This window comes from Caulobacter sp. KR2-114 (assembly GCF_049446115.1).
In the GTDB taxonomy this organism is placed as follows: Bacteria; Pseudomonadota; Alphaproteobacteria; order Caulobacterales; family Caulobacteraceae; genus Acaudatibacter.
In genome coordinates this window covers 678,837-699,033 of record NZ_JBMSEC010000002.1, presented here as the reverse complement: position 1 = coordinate 699,033, position 20,197 = coordinate 678,837, and the positions used below count along the sequence as shown (strand labels likewise).

The following is a 20,197-nucleotide window of genomic DNA, read 5'->3' as shown; positions in this document are numbered from 1 at the left end:
GGCGGCGCGCGATCTGCTAAGTCCGGCGGCCCGCTACCCAAGGCGGGGAGGGGAGAGATCGCCGTGGCGGATGCCGGGAGGCCGCTCCGCGCGCCTCGTCAGGCCGCGCTGGGCTTTGTCTATGCCGCGATCTTCATGAACGTGGTGTCGATGGGGGTGACCGCGCCCACGGTGCCGGTGCTGATCAAGTCGCTGGCGCACGTGGACGACGCCGGGGCGGCGAAGATTTCAGGCCTGTTCGCCGCGGCCTGGGCGGTGATGCAATTCCTGTTCGCGCCGCTGTTCGGCTCGCTGTCGGACCGTTTCGGACGCCGGCCGGTGCTGCTGGTGTCGATGTTCGGCCTGGCCATCGACTATGTGATCATGGCGCTGGCGCCCTCGATCACCTGGCTGTTCGTCGGCCGGCTGATCAGCGGGGTGACCTCGTCCAGCTCCTCGGCCGCCGGCGCCTATGTGGCCGACGTGTCCTCCGAGGAGAACCGCGCCCGCAACTTCGGCCGGTTCCAGGCGGCGGCGAGCGCCGGCATCATCCTGGGGCCCGCCCTGGGCGGCCTGGTCGGCGGATTGGACCCGCGCGCGCCGTTCTGGGTGGCCTCGGCGCTGTCGTTCGCCAATGGCCTCTACGGCCTGTTCATGGTGCCGGAATCGCTCAGCCGCGAGCGGCGCATGCCGTTCCACTGGACACGGGCCAATCCGGTGGGCGCCTTTCGCCTGCTGGGGCGGCCGGAACTGGTCGGCCTGGCCTTCCTGCCGTTCTTCACCCAGTTCGCCGGCATGGCGTTCAACAGCGTCTTCCAGTTCTACACCCACTTCCGCTTCGGCTGGGGCCCGCCCCAGGTGGGGGTGCTGCTGATGGTGCTGGGCGGGGGCAGCATGCTGGTGCAGAGCTATCTGTCCGGCGAGACCGCCCGGCGTCTCGGCGAGCGCCGCTCGATCCTGATCGGCCTGGCGCTGAACGCCGCCGGCTTCGCCACCCTGGCGCTCGCGCCTACCGTCCTGCTGTTCTGGGCCGGCATCGGCCTGTGCATCCTGGGCGGCATCTCGTTCGCCAGCACCCAGTCGCTGATGTCCAAGCGGGTGGGCGTCGACGAACAGGGCCAGCTGCAGGGGGCGCTGACCATCTTCATCGGCCTGACCGGCTTCCTGGGGCCGATCGTCTTCACCCGGATCTTCGCCTGGTCGATCGGCCCGGGACGGCCGCTGCACCTGCCCGGGCTGTCGCTGCTGATGGGCGCCGGCTGCGTGGTCGCCGCCTTCGTCATCGCCCTGTTCGTGGCGCGGCCGGGGCCGGTGCGCGCGGCCCCGGGGGCGGCGGCCTGAGCTTAGCTCGCCGCGCGCAGCGCCGGGCCCGCCATGCGCGTGCGCCAGGCATGGGGCGTGGCCCCGACCGCCTGATGGAAGCGCCGCGTGAAGTGCGCCTGGTCCGAGAAACCGCAGGCCACGGCGATGTGGCTGAGCGCATCGTCCGAGGTCAGCATCATCTCCTTGGCCCGCTCCACCCGTCGCGACAGCACATAGGCGTGCGGCGCGGCGCCGAAGGTCTGCTTGAAGGCGCGGGCGAAATAGTGCGGGCTCAGCCGCGTGATCGCCGCCAGCTCGGCGGTGGGCAGGGTCTCGTCGAGCTTGGCCTCGATGTGCGCCTTCACCCGGCGCGCCTGCCAGGGGGCCAGGCAGCCTGGACGCACGATGTTGTCGGGCGCCGCCCTCAGAGCGCGGCCGGCTTCCAGCAGCGAGCGGGCGCGCTCCAGGGCGCCGCGGGCGGCGCCCGCGTCGGCCTCCATGTCGCGCAGCCCACGCTCAAGCAGCTGCATGACGATCACGGCGTTCGGCCAGGGCTCGGCGTCAGCGTGGGCGGGTTCGACCCGGATAACGGCTTGGCTTTGCATGGTCAGGCTCCTGCATTCTGCGCCGGCGGCCGGGGGGCGCCGCTCGGCGTCTGCAAGTGACAACATGACGCAGGACCGCCGTCCAGGCGCGCTAAGCTCTGCTAAGTCCTGTTAAATCGACGGGCGGCCGCGGCGCTGGTGAAGGCGGCAACCAATCCTTAGCCATGTCGGCGAACCCTGGCCTCTGTCCTCCGAGTCGCGGGCCGCATGGCGTTACCTCATCCTTCCGAACCGGCCCCGTCGGGCTGCACGCCCGTCATCCCCGCGCCTGCCGCCGAGGCGTGGCTGGACCTTGCGCTCGCCGCCGGGGGCGATGAGCGCCTGTGGCGGGATCCGGCGACCGGGCGAAACCGCTACGGCGTGCCCGCCGGAATGGCGGGCGACGAGATCTGGTTTTCCTCTTCCACCGCCTCGGCCCTCTCTCCGCGGGGCCGGAGCGCCGCGGCGGCGGCGCTGGCAAGCCTTGCCGAAGGGACCGCGACGCCGGCCGACCTCGTCGACGCCATCCGCGCCCGCCTCAAGGCGCTGTACGGCGCGCCGGGCGGCGAAGTGGTGCTCAGCGCGTCGGGCACGGACGTCGAAGGCCTCGCGCTCGGCCTTGTGCTGGCGATCAGGCCCGGAGCGCTGACCAGCATCGTCATCGCGCCGACGGAAGCCGGCAGCGGCGTGCCCCTGGCGGCCGACGGACGTTTCTTTTTGTCCAGCGGGGCGCTCGAACCCTGCGTCCCGCTGGGCGAGCGGCTGCCTGGGCTGGCCGCGGCCGATATCCGTGTGCGGAACATCGCCATCCGCGAGGCGGACGGAACGCCCCGCGCTGCGGCGACGGTCGATGCCGAGGCGGAGGACCAGGCCCGCCACGCGCTGGCGGACGGGCGCAGCGTGCTGCTGCACGTGCTCGACTGCTCCAAGACCGGTCTGGCCGGGGTGACGCGCGCCGCGGCGCGCCGGATCCGCGCCCTGGATCCGGCAAGGGTGCGGGTGCTGGTCGACGCCTGCCAGCTGCGCTGCGCGTCGGCGCAGCTGCGCGCGGACCTGGCCGATGGCTTCGCCGTGGCCGTGACCGGCTCGAAGTTCGCCGGCGGTCCGGCGTTCTGCGGCGCCCTGTTGATTCCCGACGCCTGGGTTACGGAGCTAGGAGCCACACCGGCGCTGCCGGCCGGGCTTTCGACGGCCTCCGCCCGGCTCGACTGGCCCGCCCGCTGGCGCGGCGCGGTGGCCGCGACCCTGCGGGCGCCGTTCAACCTGGGGCTGGCGCTGCGCTGGAGCGCGGCCCTGGCCGAGATCGGCGCCTATGAGGCCCTGTGCCCGGAACGCCGCGCCGAGGCGCTCGGCGCCTTCGCCCGCGCGGTGGCGGCGCGCGCCTCCAGGATCGAGGGCCTCACTGGCCTCGCGGCGCCCGGCGCCGGCTCGATCCACGTACTGGCGCTGGACGCGCCGCCTGCAGCCCTTGCCGACGCCTGGAGGGCGATGGCATCGCCCGCCGCCGACGGACCGGCGTGCCATCTCGGCCAGCCGGTGGCGGTCGGCGAGCGCGCGGTGCTGCGGATCTGCGCGAGCATGCCCCTGGTCACCGACATCGCCCTGCGCCTGCAGGCCGGCGAGCCGCTGGCCGCGGCGACGGCGCCGGTCGAGGCCGACCTCGACCACGCCCTCACGCGCCTGGACCAGGCCCTGCGCCCGCACCGTCCGGCCCCTGCCGACGCCAGCCTCGACCCGGCCGACTGGGACGCCTTCGCCGCCGACGCCCACGCCGCCCTCGACCGCGCCATCGCCCGGATCAGGGGCGTGCGCGAGGGGCCGGTGTGGCGCGCGCCGTCAGCCGAAGCCGTGGCGGCGTTCCAGGCGCCGATCCCCGCCGGCCCTCGGCCCTTCGCCGAGGTGCTGGACGACGTCGACCGGTGGATCGCCCCCTTCACCCCCGGCAACACCCACCCGCTGTTCATGGGCTGGGTGCACGGCGCCGGCACGCCCTACGGCATGGTGGCCGAGATGCTGGCGGCCGGGCTCAACGCCAATTGCGGCGGGCGCAACCACGTCGGTCCGATGGTGGAACGCCAGATCACGGCCTGGATGGCGGGCGCCTTCGGCTTTCCGGCCGACGCCTCCGGGCTGTTGGTCACCGGCGCCTCGCAGGCCAACCTGATCGGCGTGCTGGTGGCGCGGGACAAGGCGCTCGGCCAGGGCGTGCGCCGCGACGGGCTGCACGGCTCCCGGCGACTGACCGCCTATGCCTCGGCCGAGGCGCACGGCTGCGTGGCCAAGGCGATGGACCTGGCCGGCCTGGGCTCGGCGCAGTTGCGGCGCATCGCGGCGGATGCGGGCGGGGCGATGCGCCTCGACGCGCTCGAGGCGGCCATCGCCGCCGACCGGGCCGCCGGGCTGGCGCCCTTCCTGGTGGTGGGCACGGCCGGCACGGTGAACATCGGCGGCTTCGACGACCTGGCCGCGGTCGGCGAGATCGCCCGCCGCGAGGGCCTGTGGTTCCACGTCGACGGCGCGTTTGGCGCGCTGGCGACCTTCTCGCCGCGCCTGCGCGGCCGGCTGGCCGGGCTGGACGGCGCCCACTCGGTCGCCTTCGACTTCCACAAGTGGGCCCATGTCCCCTACGACGCCGGCTTCATCCTGGTGCGTGACGCCGCCGACCACCGCGCCGCCTTCGCCAACCCCGCCGACTATCTGTCGCGCGAACCGCGCGGCCTGGCGGCCGGCGAGACCTGGCCTTGCGACCTGGGCCCGGACCTGTCGCGCGGGTTCCGCGCCCTGAAGGTGTGGATGACCCTGCAGGCGGTCGGCACTGACGCCCTCGGCGCGGCCATGGAGGCCAACTGCCGGGCGGCCGAGCACCTGGCGACGCGGCTGCGGGGCTCGGAGCGGTTCGAGCTGGCCGCGCCGGTGGGGCTGAACATCGTCTGTTTCGGCGTGCGCGGCGACGCAACCGGCGACACCAGCCGCGCCCTGGTGATGGCGCTGCACGAGGCGGGCCTGGCGGCGCCCTCGACGACGATGCGTGACGGTCGCTGGGTGGTCCGGGCGGCGATCTTCAACCACCGCACGACGCTGGCCGACATCGACCGCTTCGTCGACGCCCTGGAGACGACGCTGGACGGCCTCTAGGCCGGCAGCGCCGCCTGGCCGCGGAACACCAGGAAGGCGCCGCCTGCGATCAGGGCGAAGCCCGCGCCCTGCATCACGGTGACCTTCTGGCCCAGGTAGAACACCGAGAAGCCGACGAACACCACCAGGGTGATGACCTCCTGCATCGCCTTCAGCTCCGCCGCCGAATAGATCGCGCTGCCCCAGCGGTTGGCCGGCACCGCCAGGCAGTACTCGAACAGGGCGATTCCCCAGCTGATGGGAATCACTAGCCACAGGGGCCGGTCCTTGAACCGCAGATGCCCGTACCAGGCGAAGGTCATGAACACGTTGGAACAGCCCAGCAGAAGGACGGGCAGCAGGCGGGCGGCGAGGGCGGACATTCAGCACTCCAGGCGGACGTTGGACGGCGCAGTAACGCGCGGCGCGGACAAGGGTGTGCAAGCCGTTGCATCGCAAGGTTGACCCGCGCCGCGCCATCGCGCCAAGTGCCGTCGTCGCGGCCGTCGGGGGCCAGGTCTGGGGGGATTCATGCGGCGCAAGCTTTTCGCGCCGGCGCTTGCCGGCGCCGCGATCGTGTTGCTTTCGGCCGGCTACGCGGATGCCGCCGCAGCCAGGCCCGCCGGCGGAGCGGCGCAGGTCGGCCTGATGGTGGATCGCTGCGCCGGCCGCAGCGCCGTCTCCGCGCAGCTGAAGGTGGACGCCTGCAGCTATCTCATCGGTCTGGGGCTCGGCACGCCGCACCAGCGGGCGGTGATCTTCAACAACCGGGGGATCGCCCGCGAGGAACTGGGCCAGGTGGACGCCGCCATGAGCGACTACGACCAGTCGCTGCGGCTCGAGCCTTCGGGGGCGGTGACCTACAGCAACCGCGCGGACCTCTTCAAGCGCAGGGGGCAGACAGACCGGGCGCTTGCAGACTACGCGCGCGCCATCGAGCTGGGCGATCTGCCCGTGGCGCGCAACAATCGCGCGCTCATCCTGATGGAGCGGGGCGATCTAGCCGGCGCCCAGGCCGATCTCGACCGGGCGCTGCGCCAATCGCCAGGGGACCTGCACATCCTGGTGAATGTGGCGGACGTGCGCTATCGCCGAGGCGACCACGTCGGCGCCCGTCAGGCCATCGACGCCCTGCTGGCCGCCTACCCGGAACAGCCACAGGCGCTGAACCTGCGCGGGGTCCTGCGCCAGGACGCCGGCGATGCGACGGGCGCCCTGGCCGACTTCGAAGCGGTGCTTCGCATCGAGGGGCCGACGGCGCTGGGCCTGACCAACCGCGGCCAGGCGCGTGAGGTGATGGGCGACCTGAACGGCTCGCTCGCGGATTTCAACGCGGCCGTGAAGCTTGCGCCCGACTCGGCGGACGCCCTTGCGGGCCGCGCCCGGATCGAGATGGCGGTGGGCCAGCTTCCCGCCGCCCAGGCGGATGCGGACCGGGCGCTGAGCCTCGCGCCCGACAACGTCAGCGCCTTGCTCGCGCACGGCATGCTCCGTTCCAAGGCGGGCGACCTGGACGGTGCGCTGGCCGCCTTCGACCGGGTGGCGGCCCTCAAGCCTCAGGAGTCCGAAGCCTACAACCAGCGTGGTCTCGCCCTGCAGCGCGCCAAGCGCTACCCGGACGCCATCGCCGCCTTCGACAAGGCGATCGCCGCAGACCCGGCTTCCCCGCAGCCCTACGTCAACCGAGGCCTGGCCAGGCACCAGGCGGGGGACAACCCCGGCGCCCTGATCGACCTCGAGAAGGGCATCCAGATCAGTCCTCAGGTGTACCAGGCCTACAACAGCCGGGGGCTGGTGCGGCGGGAGAAGGGCGACACGGACGGGGCGATCGCCGACTTCAACCAGGCGCTGGCGATCCAGCCCAACGACGCCTACGCCTTGGGCAATCGCGGTTCGGTCTGGCTCGACAAGGGGGACACGACCAGGGCCATGGCCGACCTGTCGCAGGCGCTGTCGATCGCTCCGGACCTCGCCGTCTTCCTCGGCGAGCGTTGTCTGATCCTGGCCGGATTGGGCCAGCAGCTGGATCAGGCGCTGGCGGATTGTGACCACGCCATTCAGGCTGATGCATCCGACCCACAGCTGCACATGTTCCGGGCGCTCGCGCGGATGCGCCGTGGCGACCTTGATGGGGCGAAGACGGACGCCGAGGCGGGGGTGCAGGGCGAGCCCGGCGACGCTTCAGCCTTCTATGTCCGCGGCCTGGTCCGCACGGCGGCGGCCAGAACCGACCGGTCGCAGCGGGCGGCTGCCGCGGCGGATCTGGCGGCGGCCAGGGCGATGAACGCCAACGTCGCCGCCGTGTACGCTCGCTGGGGGTTCAAGCCTTAGGCGGCGACCGGCGGCGGAACGACCCATCCTCGCCACGCGGACCACGCGAACCTTTCCGCGAATTCATGCTGACGCTTGCCTTGGCGGGCCGCCGCGCCATGTTTGCGCCCCAAACCGACCGATGCTCCGCCCCGGGTCCCGTGTGCGGGGCCTTTGAGAGAAACTGCCCGGAATGCCCATGACGCCGCGCCGCCTTGTCCCCATTCTGATCCTGGTCCTCGCCGGTCTCGGCCCCGCCGGCTGCGGCCGGGCGCAGAACGCCAATCTGCCCGAGGCCGTGCGCGCGCCTCCGCGTGACGCGGTGACCATGAAGATGTCCTTCGCCCCGGTGGTGAAGAAGGCCGCGCCGGCTGTGGTGAACGTCTATTCGCGGCGGGTGGTGCGCCAGATGGTGGATCCCTTCTGGGGCATGTTCATGGGCGGCGGCGTGCCGCAGAACCGGGTGGAGCAGTCGCTGGGCTCCGGCTCGATCGTCCGCGCCGACGGGGTGGTGCTGACCAACCACCACGTGATCGAGAACGCCCAGGAAATCATGGTGGTCACCGCCGACCGCCGCGAGTGGCCGGCCAAGGTGCTGCTGGACGACGCCCGCGCCGACCTGGCGGTGCTGAAGATCGACACCAGGGGCGAGAGCCTGCCCACCATCGCCATCGACGACCGCCAGGACGTGCAGGTCGGCGATCTGGTGCTAGCGATCGGCGATCCCTTCGGCGTCGGCCAGACGGTGACCAACGGCATCGTCTCCGCCAAGGCGCGTTCCGACGTCGGCATCGCCGACTTCTCGTCCTTCATCCAGACCGACGCGGCCATCAACCCGGGCAATTCCGGCGGGCCGCTGGTGGACATGGACGGCAACCTGGTGGGGGTGAACACGGCGATCCTGTCCCGCTCGGGCACCTCGTCCGGCGTCGGCTTCGCCATTCCGGCGGTGATGGCCCGCCAGGTGGTGGAGACGGCCCTGGGCGGCGGCCATGCGGTGGTGCGCCCCTGGATCGGCGCGCGGGCCCAGAGCCTGACCGGCGAGATGGCCCGCAGCCTGGGCCTGCCCAGCCCGCAGGGGGTGCTGGTGGCCGACCTCTGGCCCGGCGGCCCGGCCGCGCGGGCCGGCATCCAGCAGGGCGACGTGATCGTCTCCGTGGACGGCCAGCCCGTGAACGACGAGGGCGGCCTGAACTACCGGGTCGGCACGCGCCACGCCGGCGACAGCCTGACCTTCGCCGTGCGCCGCGGCGCCGCCGAGCCGCGCAACCTGGCCGTCCGGGTCGAGGCGCCGCCGGACAGTCCGGCTGCCGACCAGCGCACCATCGAGGGGCGCAATCCCCTGGGCGGCGCCACGGTGGTCAACTTCTCGCCGGCCAAGGCGTCGGAGCTCGGTCTCGACCCGTTCGCCGGCCAGGGCGTGGTGATCGTCAAGATCGACCAGGGTTTCGGCCAGCAGCTGGGGCTGCAGCCGGGCGACTTCGTGCGCGAGGTGAACGGCCAGAAAGTGGCCTCCACCGCCGACCTGGCGCGGATCATCGCCGCCGGCGGCCACGCCTGGACCGTCACCATCCAGCGCAACGGCCAGCTGATCACCGCCCAGGTGAGGGCCTGAATCTCAGGGCGCCAGCCGACCGCCGTCGGCCGCTCGCCTGACCAGCGCATTCGCAACCGCCGGGGCGGCCTGCTAGTCTTGCCGCATGAGTGATCTCTTCGAAGCCGCGGGCCTGACCCCGGAGGCGCCGCGGCCCCTGGCCGATCGCCTGCGGCCGCAGTCCCTGGACGAGGTGGTGGGGCAGGAACACCTGCTGGGGCCGGGCGGGCCGATCCGGCGGATGGCCGAGGCGCACCGGCTGTCGTCGATGATCCTGTGGGGGCCGCCCGGCACCGGCAAGACCACCATCGCCCGCCTGCTGGCGCGCGAGGCCGGCTACGAGTTCCAGCAGCTCAGCGCCGTCTTTTCCGGCGTCGCCGACCTCAAGAAAGCGTTCGAGGCCGCCCGCATGCGCCGTGCCGCCGGCCACGCGACCCTGCTGTTCGTCGACGAGATCCATCGCTTCAACCGCGCGCAGCAGGACGGCTTCCTGCCGTTCGTGGAGGAGGGGACCGTCACCCTGGTCGGCGCCACGACTGAGAACCCGTCGTTCGAACTCAACGGGGCGCTGCTGTCGCGCTGCCAGGTCTATGTGCTGCGCCGGCTGGACGAGGCGGCGCTGGAGAGCCTGCTGGCCAAGGCCGAGGCCCACGAGCAGCGAAGCCTGCCGCTGGACGCCGCCGCGCGCGAGGCGATGATCGCCATGGCCGACGGCGACGGCCGCTACCTGCTGACCCTGGCCGAGACCCTGTTCAACATCGGCGTCGCCGCCCCGCTCGACCCCGCCGGCCTCGGCCAGGTGCTGCAGCGGCGCAGCCCCGCCTACGACAAGGACCGGGAGGAGCACTACAACCTGATCTCGGCCCTGCATAAGTCGGTCCGCGGCTCGGACCCCGACGCGGCGCTGTACTGGCTGGCGCGGATGCTGGAGGGCGGGGAGGACCCGCTGTTCATCGCCCGCCGGCTGGTGCGCATGGCGGTCGAGGACATCGGCGAGGCCGATCCGCTGTCGCTGCTGCTGACCACCGCCGCCAAGGACGCCTACGACTTCCTCGGCAGTCCGGAGGGCGAGCTGGCCCTGGCGCAGGCGTGCGTGCACATGGCCGCCGCGCCGAAGTCCACGGCGGTCTACAAGGCCTTCGGGGCCGCTCGTCGCATGGCGCGCGAGACCGGTTCGCTGACGCCGCCCGCGCACATCCGCAACGCCCCCACGCGGCTGATGAAGCAGCTCGGCTACGGCAAGGGCTACCAGTACGACCCCGACACCGAGGAAGGCTTCTCCGGCCAGAACTATTTCCCCGACGGCGTGCCGCGGCAGACCTTCTACGCGCCCAAGGGCGAGGGGGCCGAGGCGCGGGTCAGGGAGCGGCTGGACCGCTGGGCGCAGATGCGCGCGCGCAAGGGTGCGAACGACGAGAGCGGCGGGGATGGCTAGAGGGCCCGTCGAGCTGACGCCGGCGGACGTCGCGGCGGTCCGCGCCATGGTGATCCACGAGGACGAGGCGATCATCGCGCTGAACAAGCCGTCGGGCCTGTCCAGCCAGGGCGGGCGCATCCAGGCTCACACCCTGGACGACCTGCTGGCGGCCTTCGCCCGGTCGAACGGCAACCGGCCTCGGCTGGTGCACCGGCTCGACCGCGATACCTCCGGCGTGATCCTGACGGCGCGCACCAAGCCGGCGGCCGCGGCGCTGGGCAAGGCGCTGATGGACCGGCGCGTGCGCAAGACCTACCTGGCGCTCGTGACCCCCGGGGCGCCGGAGCCGCGCGAAGGCGTCATCGACACGCCGCTGCGGCGGGTGGAGATCGGCCGCGAATCCTACATGCGCCCCACCGAGCCGGAGCATCCGGACGCCGAGACCGCGCTGACCCGCTATCGCACCCTGGGCGTGGTGGACGGGGCGGCGCTGGTGGAGCTGTCGCCGCACACCGGCCGCATGCATCAGCTGCGGGCGCACCTGGCGTCGATAGGCCGGCCGATCGCCGGCGACGTTCGCTATGGCGGCGCCCTGGCGCTCAAGGGCGAGGCCGTCGAGCGCCTGATGCTGCACGCCTTCCAGATCCAGTTCCGGCATCCCGACGGCCAGCCGATGCGCCTGTCGGCGCCGGTTCCGACGGCGTTCGCGGCGGTGCTCGAGCGGCTGGGCCTGCCTATTCCCGCGGCGCCGGAAGCGTCGAGGCGTGACTGACGCCGGCCACCTCGGCCACCGCGAAGAAGCCGTCGTCCGGCAGCCCGAAGGTCATCACCGTGGGCGCCGCGCCCTTCACCTGTTCGGCGAAGGCGAGCAGGCCGGCGGCGCGTTCGCTGTCGGTCTCGCCGAACGCCGAGGCCTCGACCGTCACGCCATGCGGCCGGTAGCCCTTGACCGGCGCGGCCGGGTCGCGGCCGGGCGAGAGCCGCACCAGCACGCCGCGCGACAGGCCTGCGGCCACCGCGCCCACCTCGGACAGACGGCCGAGCGGCGTGCCGCGGTCGACGTCCATCAGCTCGATCATCAGCCGGCCCTTGGCCTCCCCGCCCAGACGCTCGGCCAGGTCGCGGCGGCTGCGGCGGCCGGACAGGCTGTGGAACGAGAGGGGCACGATCAGGATGGGCGGCGGCTGCCCGTCCTTCAGGGCCGCCAGGGCGGCGTCGACGGTCTCGAGGTCGACGTGAAGGTGGTCCTCGTCGGCCAGGCGCGCGAAGTCCGCCGGCGCCAGGGCCGCGCCGGTGCGGCCGTTCACCACCGCGCGGGCGATGCGGCGCGCGGCCGGAGCGCCCAGGCGCAGGTTCACCACCGTCTCGACGGCGAAGTCCAGCCACAGCCGGCGGCCGCCACGATCGGTGAAGCCGACCGGCTCGGCGCGACGCATCACGACATTGGCCGTCGCGGGCATTGCAGAACTCTCGGGCCACAACCTGTTGGGGCGGCATTCTCGTGAATGCTGCTTAACCGCGACTTGCGAGCGGGCCTTTGCGCCTGCGACCGGTTGGCGCATATGGGGGCGATGCGAGAGGTGCTGTTTTCCTCCCACCGGAGGGTCCGCTGATGGCCGAGGTGAAGATCCTGACCGTCGGTGGCGGCGAGGATGGCGCGCGCCTGGACCGCTGGCTGAAGCGGCGCTGGCCGCACCTGAGCCAGATCCAGATCCACAAGCTGGCGCGCAGCGGGCAGATCCGCGTCGACGGCGGCAGGGTCAAGGCCGACACGCGGCTGGCGGCCGGGGCGCAGGTGCGCGTGCCGCCGCTTCCGGACGCCCCGCCCAAGGGCGAGCGCGAAGGCCTGTCCGATCGCGACATCACCTTCGCCCGGCGCCTGGTGCTGTACGAGGACGAGGAGGTGCTGGCGCTGAACAAGCCGGCGGGCCTGGCCGTGCAGGGCGGCACCAAGACCACCAAGCACATCGACCGCCTGCTGTCGGCCTGGGGCGAGGGGCCGGACCGGCCGCGCCTGACCCACCGCCTGGACCGCGACACCTCCGGCGTGCTGGTGCTGGGCAAGACCCCCAACGCCGCCGCGCGGCTGGCCGGCGCCTTCGCCCGGCGCCGGGCGGAGAAGACCTACTGGGCGATCGTCGCGGGCAATCCCAAGCCGGCCGATGGCATCATGGAACTGCACCTGATGAAGACGGGCGTCGGCGACCGGGAGATCGTGGCCCCGGCCGACCCCAAGGATCCACGCGCCGATCCGGCCGAAACCGAGTTTGTCACCCTGTCGCGCGCCGGGCCGCGCGCGGCCTGGATGGCGCTGCGCCCCCACACCGGCCGCACCCACCAGCTGCGCGCGCACATGCTGGCCATGGGCCATCCGATCCTGGGCGATCCCAAGTATCGCACCGACGCCTCGGCCGAGCTCTCCGGCGACCTGAAGCTGCAGCTGCACGCGCGCCGCCTGGTGATCCCGCATCCGTCGCGGGGGACGCTGAATCTCACCGCGCCGATCAGTCCCGAACTGAAGGCCGGCTTCGCCCGCTTCGGTTTCTCGGAGGACGAGGCGGACGAGGAGCCGTTCGGCCGCAAGGTGCGCCGGCAGCGCTCATGAGCGGGACGGCCGCGCACGAGGTCGCGCGGCTGCTGGCGGCCGCCGGGCTGGACGCCGGGCCGGTGCAGGGCGTGGCCCTGGACCACGGCATGTCCGGCGACCTGGTGTTCCGGCTGGACGCCCCCATGCGCGCCTTCGCCAAGATCGCCGCGCCCGGGCGCAGGATCAGCCGGGTGGAGATGCAGCGCGAGATCGACGTGCTGCGCTGGCTTGACGGGCGCATCGGCGCCCCGCGGCTGATCTGGGGCGGGATGCTGGACGAGGATCGGCCCGCCCTGCTGATGCAGGCGCTGGACGGCGTGGCCCTGCACGCGGCGCCGGCCGGCGACGCCGAGGCCGGAGCGATCGTGGCGATCCGCGCCCTGGCGGCGCTGCACGCCCTGCCGACGGCCGACTGCCCCTTCGACGAGCGCCTGGCGCGGCGGATGCGCGAGGTGCGCCTGCGGGTGCAACTGGGCGAAGTCGACGCCGCCGGCTTCGATCCCGGGCATACCGGCCGCACCGCCGCCGAGGTGCTGGAGCAGCTGGAAGCCACCCGGCCCGAGTCGGAAGACCTGGTGGTCACGCACGGCGACGCCTCGTGGCCGAACTTCCTGATCCATCAGGGCCGCGTCGGCCTGATCGACCTCGGCCGCGCGGGGCTTGCGGACCGGCATCATGACCTGGCCCTGTTCGTGCGCTCCGGCCGGCGCAATGCGCCGGATCTCGACACGCCGGCGCTGATCCGCGAGCACTATCCGCTGGAGACCCTCGACGAGGACCGGCTGGAATTCTACCGCCTGCTCGACGAGCTCTACTGAGGCCGGGCGCCTGAGGGGGACGCGCCCCTCCTCTGGCCGGGAGGGGCGCTCCGTGCGCGGCGCCTGGGGGGATGGGGCCGCGCCGGAACCGGCAGAAACGCGCCGGTGTCCTGTGGCGTCAGACGGCGATGCCGCTCGCGGGCGCGAGGGCGGCGCTGTCCGGAAAGACCAGGGTGTCGAGGGCGCGGCGGTCCACGCCCAGGTGTTCGCTCAGCACCCCCTTGAACAGGCCGCGCATGTCCAGCGTGGGCGCCGTGTCGCGGTTCTCGAACAGCCGGGCCGGCTGCAGCGTCGGCCAGTCGCCGATCAGGCCGCCGCGCTTCAGCGCCCCGCCCAGCACCAGGGCGGTGGAGGCGGTGCCGTGGTCGGTGCCGTTCGTGCCGTTGACGTGCGCCGTGCGGCCGAACTCGGTGGCGACGACGACGACGGTGTCCTTCCAGGCGGGGCCCAGCCCGGTCGCCAGGCCGTCGACGAAGGCGTCCAGGTAGCCCAGCCGGTTGGCCAGCTGGCCCTGCGCCGCGCCCTGGTTGGCGTGGGTGTCGAAGCCGTCGAACGAGACGCCGGCCACCTGCTTGCCGTCGGGCTGGGTCATCAGGCCGGCCAGGGTGGCGCCCAGCCGGCGGGCCTGGTCGGCGTTTTGGCCGTTCAGCCGGCCGCGCGCGGCGGCCAGCGGCTGGTCGGCGGCGGCGCCAGCCATCGCGTCGGCCTGACCCGGGAGGGGGCCCGCCGCCGGCGCTGGCGCCATGGCCCCCTGCGCCATCAGCGCCTGGTTTGCGTCCTGGGCGGCGATCTTGGCCATGCCTTCGGTGGAGAGGCCGCTGGCCAGGGCCTGGCTCAGCAGCGGGTCGTTCGCATAGAGGTCCTGCAGGATGCCGGGCAGGCGGTGGTCGCGCTCGGGTGCGCCGCCCGGCGCCCAGGCGGCGGTCTCGACCTTGCCGCGCAGCAGCAGCGGGGCGGTGGCCCCCAGGGAGATGGCCTGCACCTTGCCCGCCGGCCCCATCGCCTGCAGCGCGCGGTTCAGCCAGCCGGAATTGGTCCCGTAGACCACCGCGCCGCCGCTCTCCAGCACGTCCTGGGCCTCGAAGTGCGAGCGGGCGCGGTCTGGGGTGGCGACAGCCGGGGCGATGCGGGCCTCGCCCTTCTGGGCCAGGCGGTGCGTGGCCGCCAGCGCCGGGTGCAGGCCGAAGGTGTCGTCGAGCGGCAGGGCGCCGCCGGGCTGGCCGAACCCGGCCAGGGCGATCGGCCCGCGCAGGCTGTGGTAGTTCGCATCGCCCACCGGCGGCGAGACCGAAAGGCCGTCCATGCCGCCGCGGCAGATGATCACCACCAGCTTCTTCGAGGCCTGCGCGCCCTGCGACGCCGCCCAGGCGCGGCCGCCCAGGAATTCCACGGCGATGCCGAGGCCGACGGCGCCCCGCAGGGCGTCCCGGCGGCTGGGGGTGGGGTGGGGGAGGCGGCTCATCGGCGCTGGAACTCCGGCGACATCAACAGGATGGAGAGGCCCTCCGCGCGGGTCTCGGCGCGGGCGACGGCCTGGGCGACCAGGGGCGTCAGCCGCGCGCCGAGCGCATCACGCGCCAGCTGGACCGGGTCGCGGTCGCCGATGGCGCCGGCGGCGAAGCCCTCGCTCCAGGCCATGCGCTTGACGATGGCGTCGGGCGCGCACCAGACCGCCGCCTCCTCGGACCAGCCCTTGGGGGAGGGGGCGCTGAACGCCTTCTGGCCCATGCTGTTCAGCACCGGCGCCAGGCCCTGCAGGGTCTGCGGGGTGGTCCCCGCCGCGCGCCAGCTGGAGATCATGAACTCGTAGGGCGTCTTGAATTTGCGCGGCTGCGGGTCCCAGGCCTCCGGCGCCGTCACCAGGGTGCGGGCCAGGACTCCCAGGTCACCGTGCGTCTCCAGGAAGCTGGCCTGCAGCCGGTCGACCAGGGCTGGCGGCGGCTCGTCGGCGACGAAGTGGACCGCCAGCTTGGTGGCGATGTGGCGGGCGGTGTGCGGGCTGGCGGCCAGGTCCTGCATCACCCCCCAGGCCTGGTAGCCGTCGTCCTGCGTGTAGCTGCGGCCCATCACGTGGCGAACGCCGGGCTCGTGGGCGTTCTGGCGGAACACGAAGCGGCCCGGCTGGTCCGCGTCGCGCGGGCCGGTGATGGAATAGCCGGTCATCGCCCGGGCGAACTCGGTGACGTCGGCCTGGGTATAGCCGGCGTCCACCCCCACGGTGTGCAGTTCCATGATCTCGCGGGCGAGGTTCTCGTTCAGCCCCTTCGGCTTGCCGTCGCCGCCGCCGAACCGTTCCGCGGCGCGGCTGTGCGGGCCGATCGACTGGGCCTGGTCGAGGTAGACCAGCATCGCGGGGTGGGTGGACGAGGCCAGCAGCAGGTTGTCGAAGCGGCCGAACACCCGCGGCCGGATCGCCTCCTGTTCGAACGGCCCCACCAGGGTCGCCGTCACCAGCTTGGTGGCCGAGACGGTGAAGTGGTTGCACCAGAACAGGGTCCAACGCTCGCGAAAGCCCGCGTCGGTGGTCGCCGCCAGCTGCGCCCGCGCCAGGAAGTCGCCGCCGGTGTCGTCGCGCAGCAGCCGGGCGGCCATCTTCACTGGATCGCCCCTGTTCCCCTTGTCGAAGGTCCCGTCCTTGCGTTCCTCGCGTCGCTGCTGGGCGTACTGGCGCACCTCGGCGTAGCGCTGGGCGGCGGTGGCGGGGCTGGCCTGGGGCTGGTCGGCGCCGTCGTGGCGGATCTGAGCGGTCAGCCAGCCCTGCGGATCGGCCTTCACCGTCTCCAGCTCGCCGGGCCTTGCGCCCAGGCCGAAGCGGGTGACGGCGATGGCGGCCTGAAGGTCCCGGTCCATGGGCACGCGGTGGGGCTCCCGGAGAGGCGACGGCTTGCGAACCGTCGCGGAATTTGATGGTTGCACGCCATGGCCAGCCGCTTCCGTCGCGGCGCCGGCCCCGAACGCCCCCCGAATGCCCGAGGACAAGCCTTGCACCAGCCCGTCGAGAACCTGGAAAAGCCGCGCCGCTTCTACAAGACGGCGACGGTCGAGCCCGTGGCGGTGGGCTTCGAGGTGCGGCTGGACGGGCGGGCGCCCAAGTCTCCGGGCGGGCGGCGGCTGGAGGCGCCCACCGAGGCCCTGGCCGAGGCGATCGCCGCCGAGTGGCGCGCCCAGGGCGAGCACATCGACCTGGCCACCATGCCGCTGACCCGCCTGGCCTATACCGCGCTGGACGGGGTCGCCGGCGCCCGCGAGGCCACGGCCGAGACGATCGCCAGCTACGCCGGCTCCGACCTTGTCTGCTATTTCGCCGAGGCCCCCGTGGCCCTGGTCAGCCGTCAGGAGGCGGCCTGGTCGCCGATGCTGGAATGGGCCGACACCGAGCTCGGCGTGGCCCTGGTGCGGGTCGAGGGCGTCATGCACCGCGCGCAGCCGTCGCAGAGCCTCCAGCGGGCCCGCGCCCTGGCGCTGGAGGCGGACGACTTCGCCCTGGCCGGGCTGGCGTTCGGCGCGGCGCTGTTCGGCTCCACCGTGCTGGCCCTGGCGGTGGCCCGCGGCCGCCTGACCGGCGAGGACGCCTTCGCCCTCTCGCGCCTGGACGAGGCGTTCCAGGAGGAACAGTGGGGCCTCGACGAGGAGGCCGCGCAGCGCACCGCCGCCATGGCCCGCGAGGCCGACATGCTCGAGCGCTGGTTCCGGGCGCTGGGCGCCGGCTGACCGCATCCGCGGGCGTCGCCAGGGCGCCCTGGCGTGAGCTTGTCAGGTGAAGGCGCCGCGTCTAGGGCTGGGCGCCTTGATTTTGGCGGCCAGTTTCGGTGGAGGGATACGCCCCATGCAGCACATCCTCGAGGAGCTCGAGAAGCGCCGCGCCCAGGCCAGGGCCGGGGGCGGCGGCAAGCGGATCGACAGCCAGCACGCCAAGGGCAAGCTGACGGCCCGCGAGCGCCTGGACCTGCTGCTGGACGAGGAGTCGTTCGAGGAGTTCGACATGTTCGTCGAGCACCGCAGCCACGACTTCGGCATGGAATCGCAGCGCATCCCGGGGGACGGGGTGGTCACCGGCTGGGGCACCATCAACGGCCGGGTGGTGTACGTCTTCTCCAAGGATTTCACCGTGTTCGGCGGGTCGCTGTCGAAGGCGCACGCCGAGAAGATCGTCAAGGTACAGGAGATGGCCGCGCGCAACGGCGCGCCGATCATCGGCCTGTTCGACGCCGGCGGCGCGCGCATCCAGGAGGGCGTCGACAGCCTGGCCGGCTACGCCGACATCTTCCTGCAGAACGTGCTGTCGTCCGGCGTGGTGCCGCAGATCAGCGTGATCATGGGGCCCTGCGCCGGCGGCGACGTCTATTCGCCGGCGATGACCGACTTCATCTTCATGGTGAAGGACACCTCGTACATGTACGTCACCGGCCCCGACGTGGTGCGCACGGTGATCAACGAGGACGTCACCCACGAGGAGCTGGGCGGCTACCGCGTGCACGCCCTGAAGTCCGGCGTCGCCGACGGCGCGTTCGAGAACGACCTGGAAGCCCTGACCCAAGTGCGCCGGCTGGTGGACTTCCTGCCCCTGTCGAACCGCGAGAAGCCGCCGGTGCGCGAGAGCTTCGACGAGCCGTTCCGCAACGAGAAGTCGCTCGACAGCCTGGTGCCGGCCAACCCGAACAAGCCGTACGACATGCGCGAGCTGATCCTGAAGGTGGTCGACGAGGCCGACTTCTTCGAGATCAGCCCGGACTACGCCAAGAACATCCTGATCGGCTTCGGCCGCATGGACGGCGAGACGGTGGGTTTCGTGGCCAACCAGCCGCAGGTGCTGGCCGGGGTGCTCGACATCGACGCCTCGCGCAAGGCGGCCCGTTTCGTGCGCTTCTGCGACGCCTTCGGCATCCCGATCGTCACCTTCGTCGACGTGCCGGGCTTCATGCCGGGGACCAAGCAGGAGCAGGGCGCGCTGATCAAGCACGGCGCCAAGCTGCTGTTCGCCTATGCCGAGGCCACGGTGCCGAAGGTGACGGTGATCACCCGCAAGGCCTACGGCGGCGCGTTCGACGTGATGGCGTCCAAGAACATCCGCGGCGACTTCAACTACGCCTGGCCCACCGCCGAGATCGCGGTGATGGGGCCCAAGCAGGCGGTGGAAATCATCTTCCGCGCCGACATGAACGCGCCCGAGCGGCTGGCCGAGCGGGAGCAGGAGTACAAGACCCACTTCGCCAACCCGTTCGTGGCCGCCTCGCGCGGCTATATCGACGACGTGATCATGCCGCACTCGACGCGGCGGCGCATCGTGCGGGCGCTCAAGAGCCTGAAGAACAAGCAGCTCTCCAATCCCTGGAAGAAGCACGACAACATTCCGCTCTGAGGCGCCGTCTTTCGGCGTCCGGCGTTCGGCGAAGGCTGACATCGTCGCGGCGGCATGCCATGCTGGCCGCGACACATTAGGGGCGCGCGGCCCAGAGTTTGTCTAATTTGCAGATGCGAATCTGAGGGAGAGCCATCATGGCCGACGAGAACAAGCCCGCGGAAGAGAAGCCGCACCCGGAATACCATCAAGCCAAGAAGGGCGTGCAGGACGCCGGTGAAATCGTCACCAGCGCCGGCGGCGAACCGCTCTCGGGCACCATCGCCGACATCACCGACGGCGATAAGCGCAAGAAGCACAAGTAAGCCGAAGGCCGCCGGGGTCCGCCCCGGCGCCGTGCGCTTTCGACGCCGCCCCAGCGATGGGGCGGCGTTTTTGCGTTTCAGCCCTCCCCCTCGTGGGGAGGGACAGATCGCCCACCCTCCCCCTCGTGGGGAGGGACAGATCGCGAAGCGATCAGGGTGGGGGAGTCGGGTGGCGTGCGCCGAAGCCCCGCTGGGTGGCGTGGCGTCGGCGGGCGTTCCCCACCCTGGCGGCTTCGCCGCCTGTCCCTCCCCATGAAGGGGAGGGCGGACTTCCAAGGGGATTAGGCGATGTGATCGCCGCGCTTCAGCGGGTCCCTCAGCGGCTGGCCGTTCATCACGAATTCCAGCGACACCGAGTTGATGCAGTAGCGCAGCCGGGTGGGGGCGGGGCCGTCGGGGAAGACGTGGCCCTGGTGGCTGTCGCAGCGCGCGCAGCGGGTCTCGATGCGGATCATGCCGTAGGAGGTGTCGCGGATGCCGCGCACGTGGTCCTCGTCGAACGGGGCGAAGAAGCTGGGCCAGCCCGTGCCGCTCTCGAACTTGGTCTTGGCCTGGAACAGCGGCAGGCCGCACAGGCGGCAGCAGTAGACCCCGTCCTCCTTGTTATCCAGGAGGCCGCCGCAGAACGGCGCCTCGGTGCCGTGGTGCAGGAGAACGTCGCGTTCTTCCTGGCTGAGGCCCGCTTCCAGCGCCTTGCGCTCGTCCGGGCTCGGCGGGGTCAGGTCGAAGCCGGAGGCCGAGAGGTGGGGGGCGGTGGCGGTGTCGGTCATGGCGGGTCTCCAGCAGGCGAAGGTGGCACAGTGCCGTCCGACCGATCCCCGGCGCTTG

17 protein-coding genes are annotated in these 20,197 nt (G+C 72.5%); 11 read left to right on the top strand and 6 right to left on the bottom strand.

What is annotated here, in order from left to right; translation table 11 throughout:
- Positions 1 to 63 precede the first annotated feature (63 nt).
- Positions 64 to 1,320, top strand: a complete 1,257-nt coding sequence (locus ACO2Q3_RS09440) for an MFS transporter (RefSeq protein WP_423306312.1) — start codon at positions 64 to 66, stop codon at positions 1,318 to 1,320.
- Positions 1,321 to 1,322: 2 nt separating this feature from the next.
- Here the strand turns inward: ACO2Q3_RS09440 and ACO2Q3_RS09435 are convergent, their stop codons facing one another.
- Positions 1,323 to 1,886 carry a helix-turn-helix domain-containing protein gene (locus ACO2Q3_RS09435; RefSeq protein WP_423306311.1) on the bottom strand — a complete coding sequence of 188 codons (564 nt, stop codon included), beginning with the start codon at positions 1,884 to 1,886 and terminating at the stop codon, positions 1,323 to 1,325.
- Positions 1,887 to 2,093: 207 nt separating this feature from the next.
- Here ACO2Q3_RS09435 and ACO2Q3_RS09430 point away from each other — a divergent pair, with 207 nt between their 5' ends.
- The gene (locus ACO2Q3_RS09430; protein ID WP_423306310.1) at positions 2,094 to 5,000 is read left to right on the top strand and encodes a pyridoxal phosphate-dependent decarboxylase family protein; all 2,907 of its coding nucleotides are present in this window, start codon (positions 2,094 to 2,096) and stop codon (positions 4,998 to 5,000) included.
- On the opposite strand, the gene ACO2Q3_RS09425 is transcribed toward ACO2Q3_RS09430, so the two are convergent.
- Positions 4,997 to 5,362, bottom strand: coding sequence for a DMT family protein (locus ACO2Q3_RS09425; protein WP_423306309.1), 366 nt, complete (start codon positions 5,360 to 5,362; stop codon positions 4,997 to 4,999). The two genes, ACO2Q3_RS09430 and ACO2Q3_RS09425, sit on opposite strands and share 4 nt — an antisense overlap.
- A 148-nt stretch (positions 5,363 to 5,510) precedes the next feature.
- On the opposite strand from ACO2Q3_RS09425, the gene ACO2Q3_RS09420 reads away from it, so the two are divergent.
- The 4 genes from ACO2Q3_RS09420 (at position 5,511) to ACO2Q3_RS09405 (ending at position 11,072) form a co-directional block, all read left to right on the top strand.
- Complete coding sequence (locus tag ACO2Q3_RS09420) at positions 5,511 to 7,310, top strand: tetratricopeptide repeat protein (RefSeq protein ID WP_423306308.1); 1,800 nt, start codon at positions 5,511 to 5,513, stop codon at positions 7,308 to 7,310.
- Between the two features lie 178 nt (positions 7,311 to 7,488).
- On the top strand, positions 7,489 to 8,904 hold the full coding sequence (locus ACO2Q3_RS09415) for a Do family serine endopeptidase (protein ID WP_423306307.1): 1,416 nt from the start codon (positions 7,489 to 7,491) through the stop codon (positions 8,902 to 8,904).
- A gap of 85 nt (positions 8,905 to 8,989) precedes the next feature.
- Complete coding sequence (locus ACO2Q3_RS09410; protein WP_423306306.1) at positions 8,990 to 10,318, top strand: replication-associated recombination protein A; 1,329 nt, start codon at positions 8,990 to 8,992, stop codon at positions 10,316 to 10,318.
- Positions 10,311 to 11,072, top strand: coding sequence for an RluA family pseudouridine synthase (locus tag ACO2Q3_RS09405; RefSeq protein WP_423306305.1), 762 nt, complete (start codon positions 10,311 to 10,313; stop codon positions 11,070 to 11,072). Before ACO2Q3_RS09410 ends, ACO2Q3_RS09405 begins: the two co-directional genes overlap by 8 nt.
- Here the strand turns inward: ACO2Q3_RS09405 and ACO2Q3_RS09400 are convergent.
- Complete coding sequence (locus tag ACO2Q3_RS09400) at positions 11,035 to 11,760, bottom strand: hypothetical protein (protein WP_423306304.1); 726 nt, start codon at positions 11,758 to 11,760, stop codon at positions 11,035 to 11,037. The two genes, ACO2Q3_RS09405 and ACO2Q3_RS09400, sit on opposite strands and share 38 nt — an antisense overlap.
- A gap of 152 nt (positions 11,761 to 11,912) precedes the next feature.
- Here ACO2Q3_RS09400 and ACO2Q3_RS09395 point away from each other — a divergent pair, with 152 nt between their 5' ends.
- Complete coding sequence (locus ACO2Q3_RS09395; protein WP_423306303.1) at positions 11,913 to 12,905, top strand: RluA family pseudouridine synthase; 993 nt, start codon at positions 11,913 to 11,915, stop codon at positions 12,903 to 12,905.
- Positions 12,902 to 13,705 (top strand): APH(3') family aminoglycoside O-phosphotransferase, encoded by an 804-nt coding sequence (locus ACO2Q3_RS09390; protein WP_423306302.1) that lies wholly within the window; start codon positions 12,902 to 12,904, stop codon positions 13,703 to 13,705. Before ACO2Q3_RS09395 ends, ACO2Q3_RS09390 begins: the two co-directional genes overlap by 4 nt.
- A 118-nt stretch (positions 13,706 to 13,823) precedes the next feature.
- Here ACO2Q3_RS09390 and ACO2Q3_RS09385 read toward each other — a convergent pair whose 3' ends face one another.
- Positions 13,824 to 15,167, bottom strand: coding sequence for a DUF1501 domain-containing protein (locus tag ACO2Q3_RS09385; RefSeq protein ID WP_423306301.1), 1,344 nt, complete (start codon positions 15,165 to 15,167; stop codon positions 13,824 to 13,826).
- Positions 15,164 to 16,555 carry a DUF1800 domain-containing protein gene (locus ACO2Q3_RS09380; protein WP_423306300.1) on the bottom strand — a complete coding sequence of 464 codons (1,392 nt, stop codon included), beginning with the start codon at positions 16,553 to 16,555 and terminating at the stop codon, positions 15,164 to 15,166. Before ACO2Q3_RS09380 ends, ACO2Q3_RS09385 begins: the two co-directional genes overlap by 4 nt.
- Positions 16,556 to 16,687: 132 nt before the next feature.
- Between ACO2Q3_RS09380 and ACO2Q3_RS09375 the strand changes: the two genes are divergently transcribed.
- From ACO2Q3_RS09375 to ACO2Q3_RS09365, 3 genes are all read left to right on the top strand, one after another.
- A complete protein-coding gene (locus ACO2Q3_RS09375) occupies positions 16,688 to 17,416 on the top strand; it encodes an ATP12 family chaperone protein (RefSeq protein WP_423306299.1) in 729 nt (242 codons plus the stop codon).
- A gap of 115 nt (positions 17,417 to 17,531) precedes the next feature.
- Positions 17,532 to 19,064 (top strand): acyl-CoA carboxylase subunit beta, encoded by a 1,533-nt coding sequence (locus tag ACO2Q3_RS09370; RefSeq protein ID WP_423306298.1) that lies wholly within the window; start codon positions 17,532 to 17,534, stop codon positions 19,062 to 19,064.
- 137 nt (positions 19,065 to 19,201) lie between these two features.
- A complete protein-coding gene (locus ACO2Q3_RS09365) occupies positions 19,202 to 19,369 on the top strand; it encodes a hypothetical protein (protein ID WP_423306297.1) in 168 nt (55 codons plus the stop codon).
- Between the two features lie 281 nt (positions 19,370 to 19,650).
- Here ACO2Q3_RS09365 and msrB read toward each other — a convergent pair whose 3' ends face one another.
- Entirely contained in the window at positions 19,651 to 20,139 is a 489-nt protein-coding gene (msrB, locus tag ACO2Q3_RS09360) for a peptide-methionine (R)-S-oxide reductase MsrB (protein WP_423306296.1), read from the bottom strand.
- Between the last annotated feature and the right edge of the window lie 58 nt (positions 20,140 to 20,197).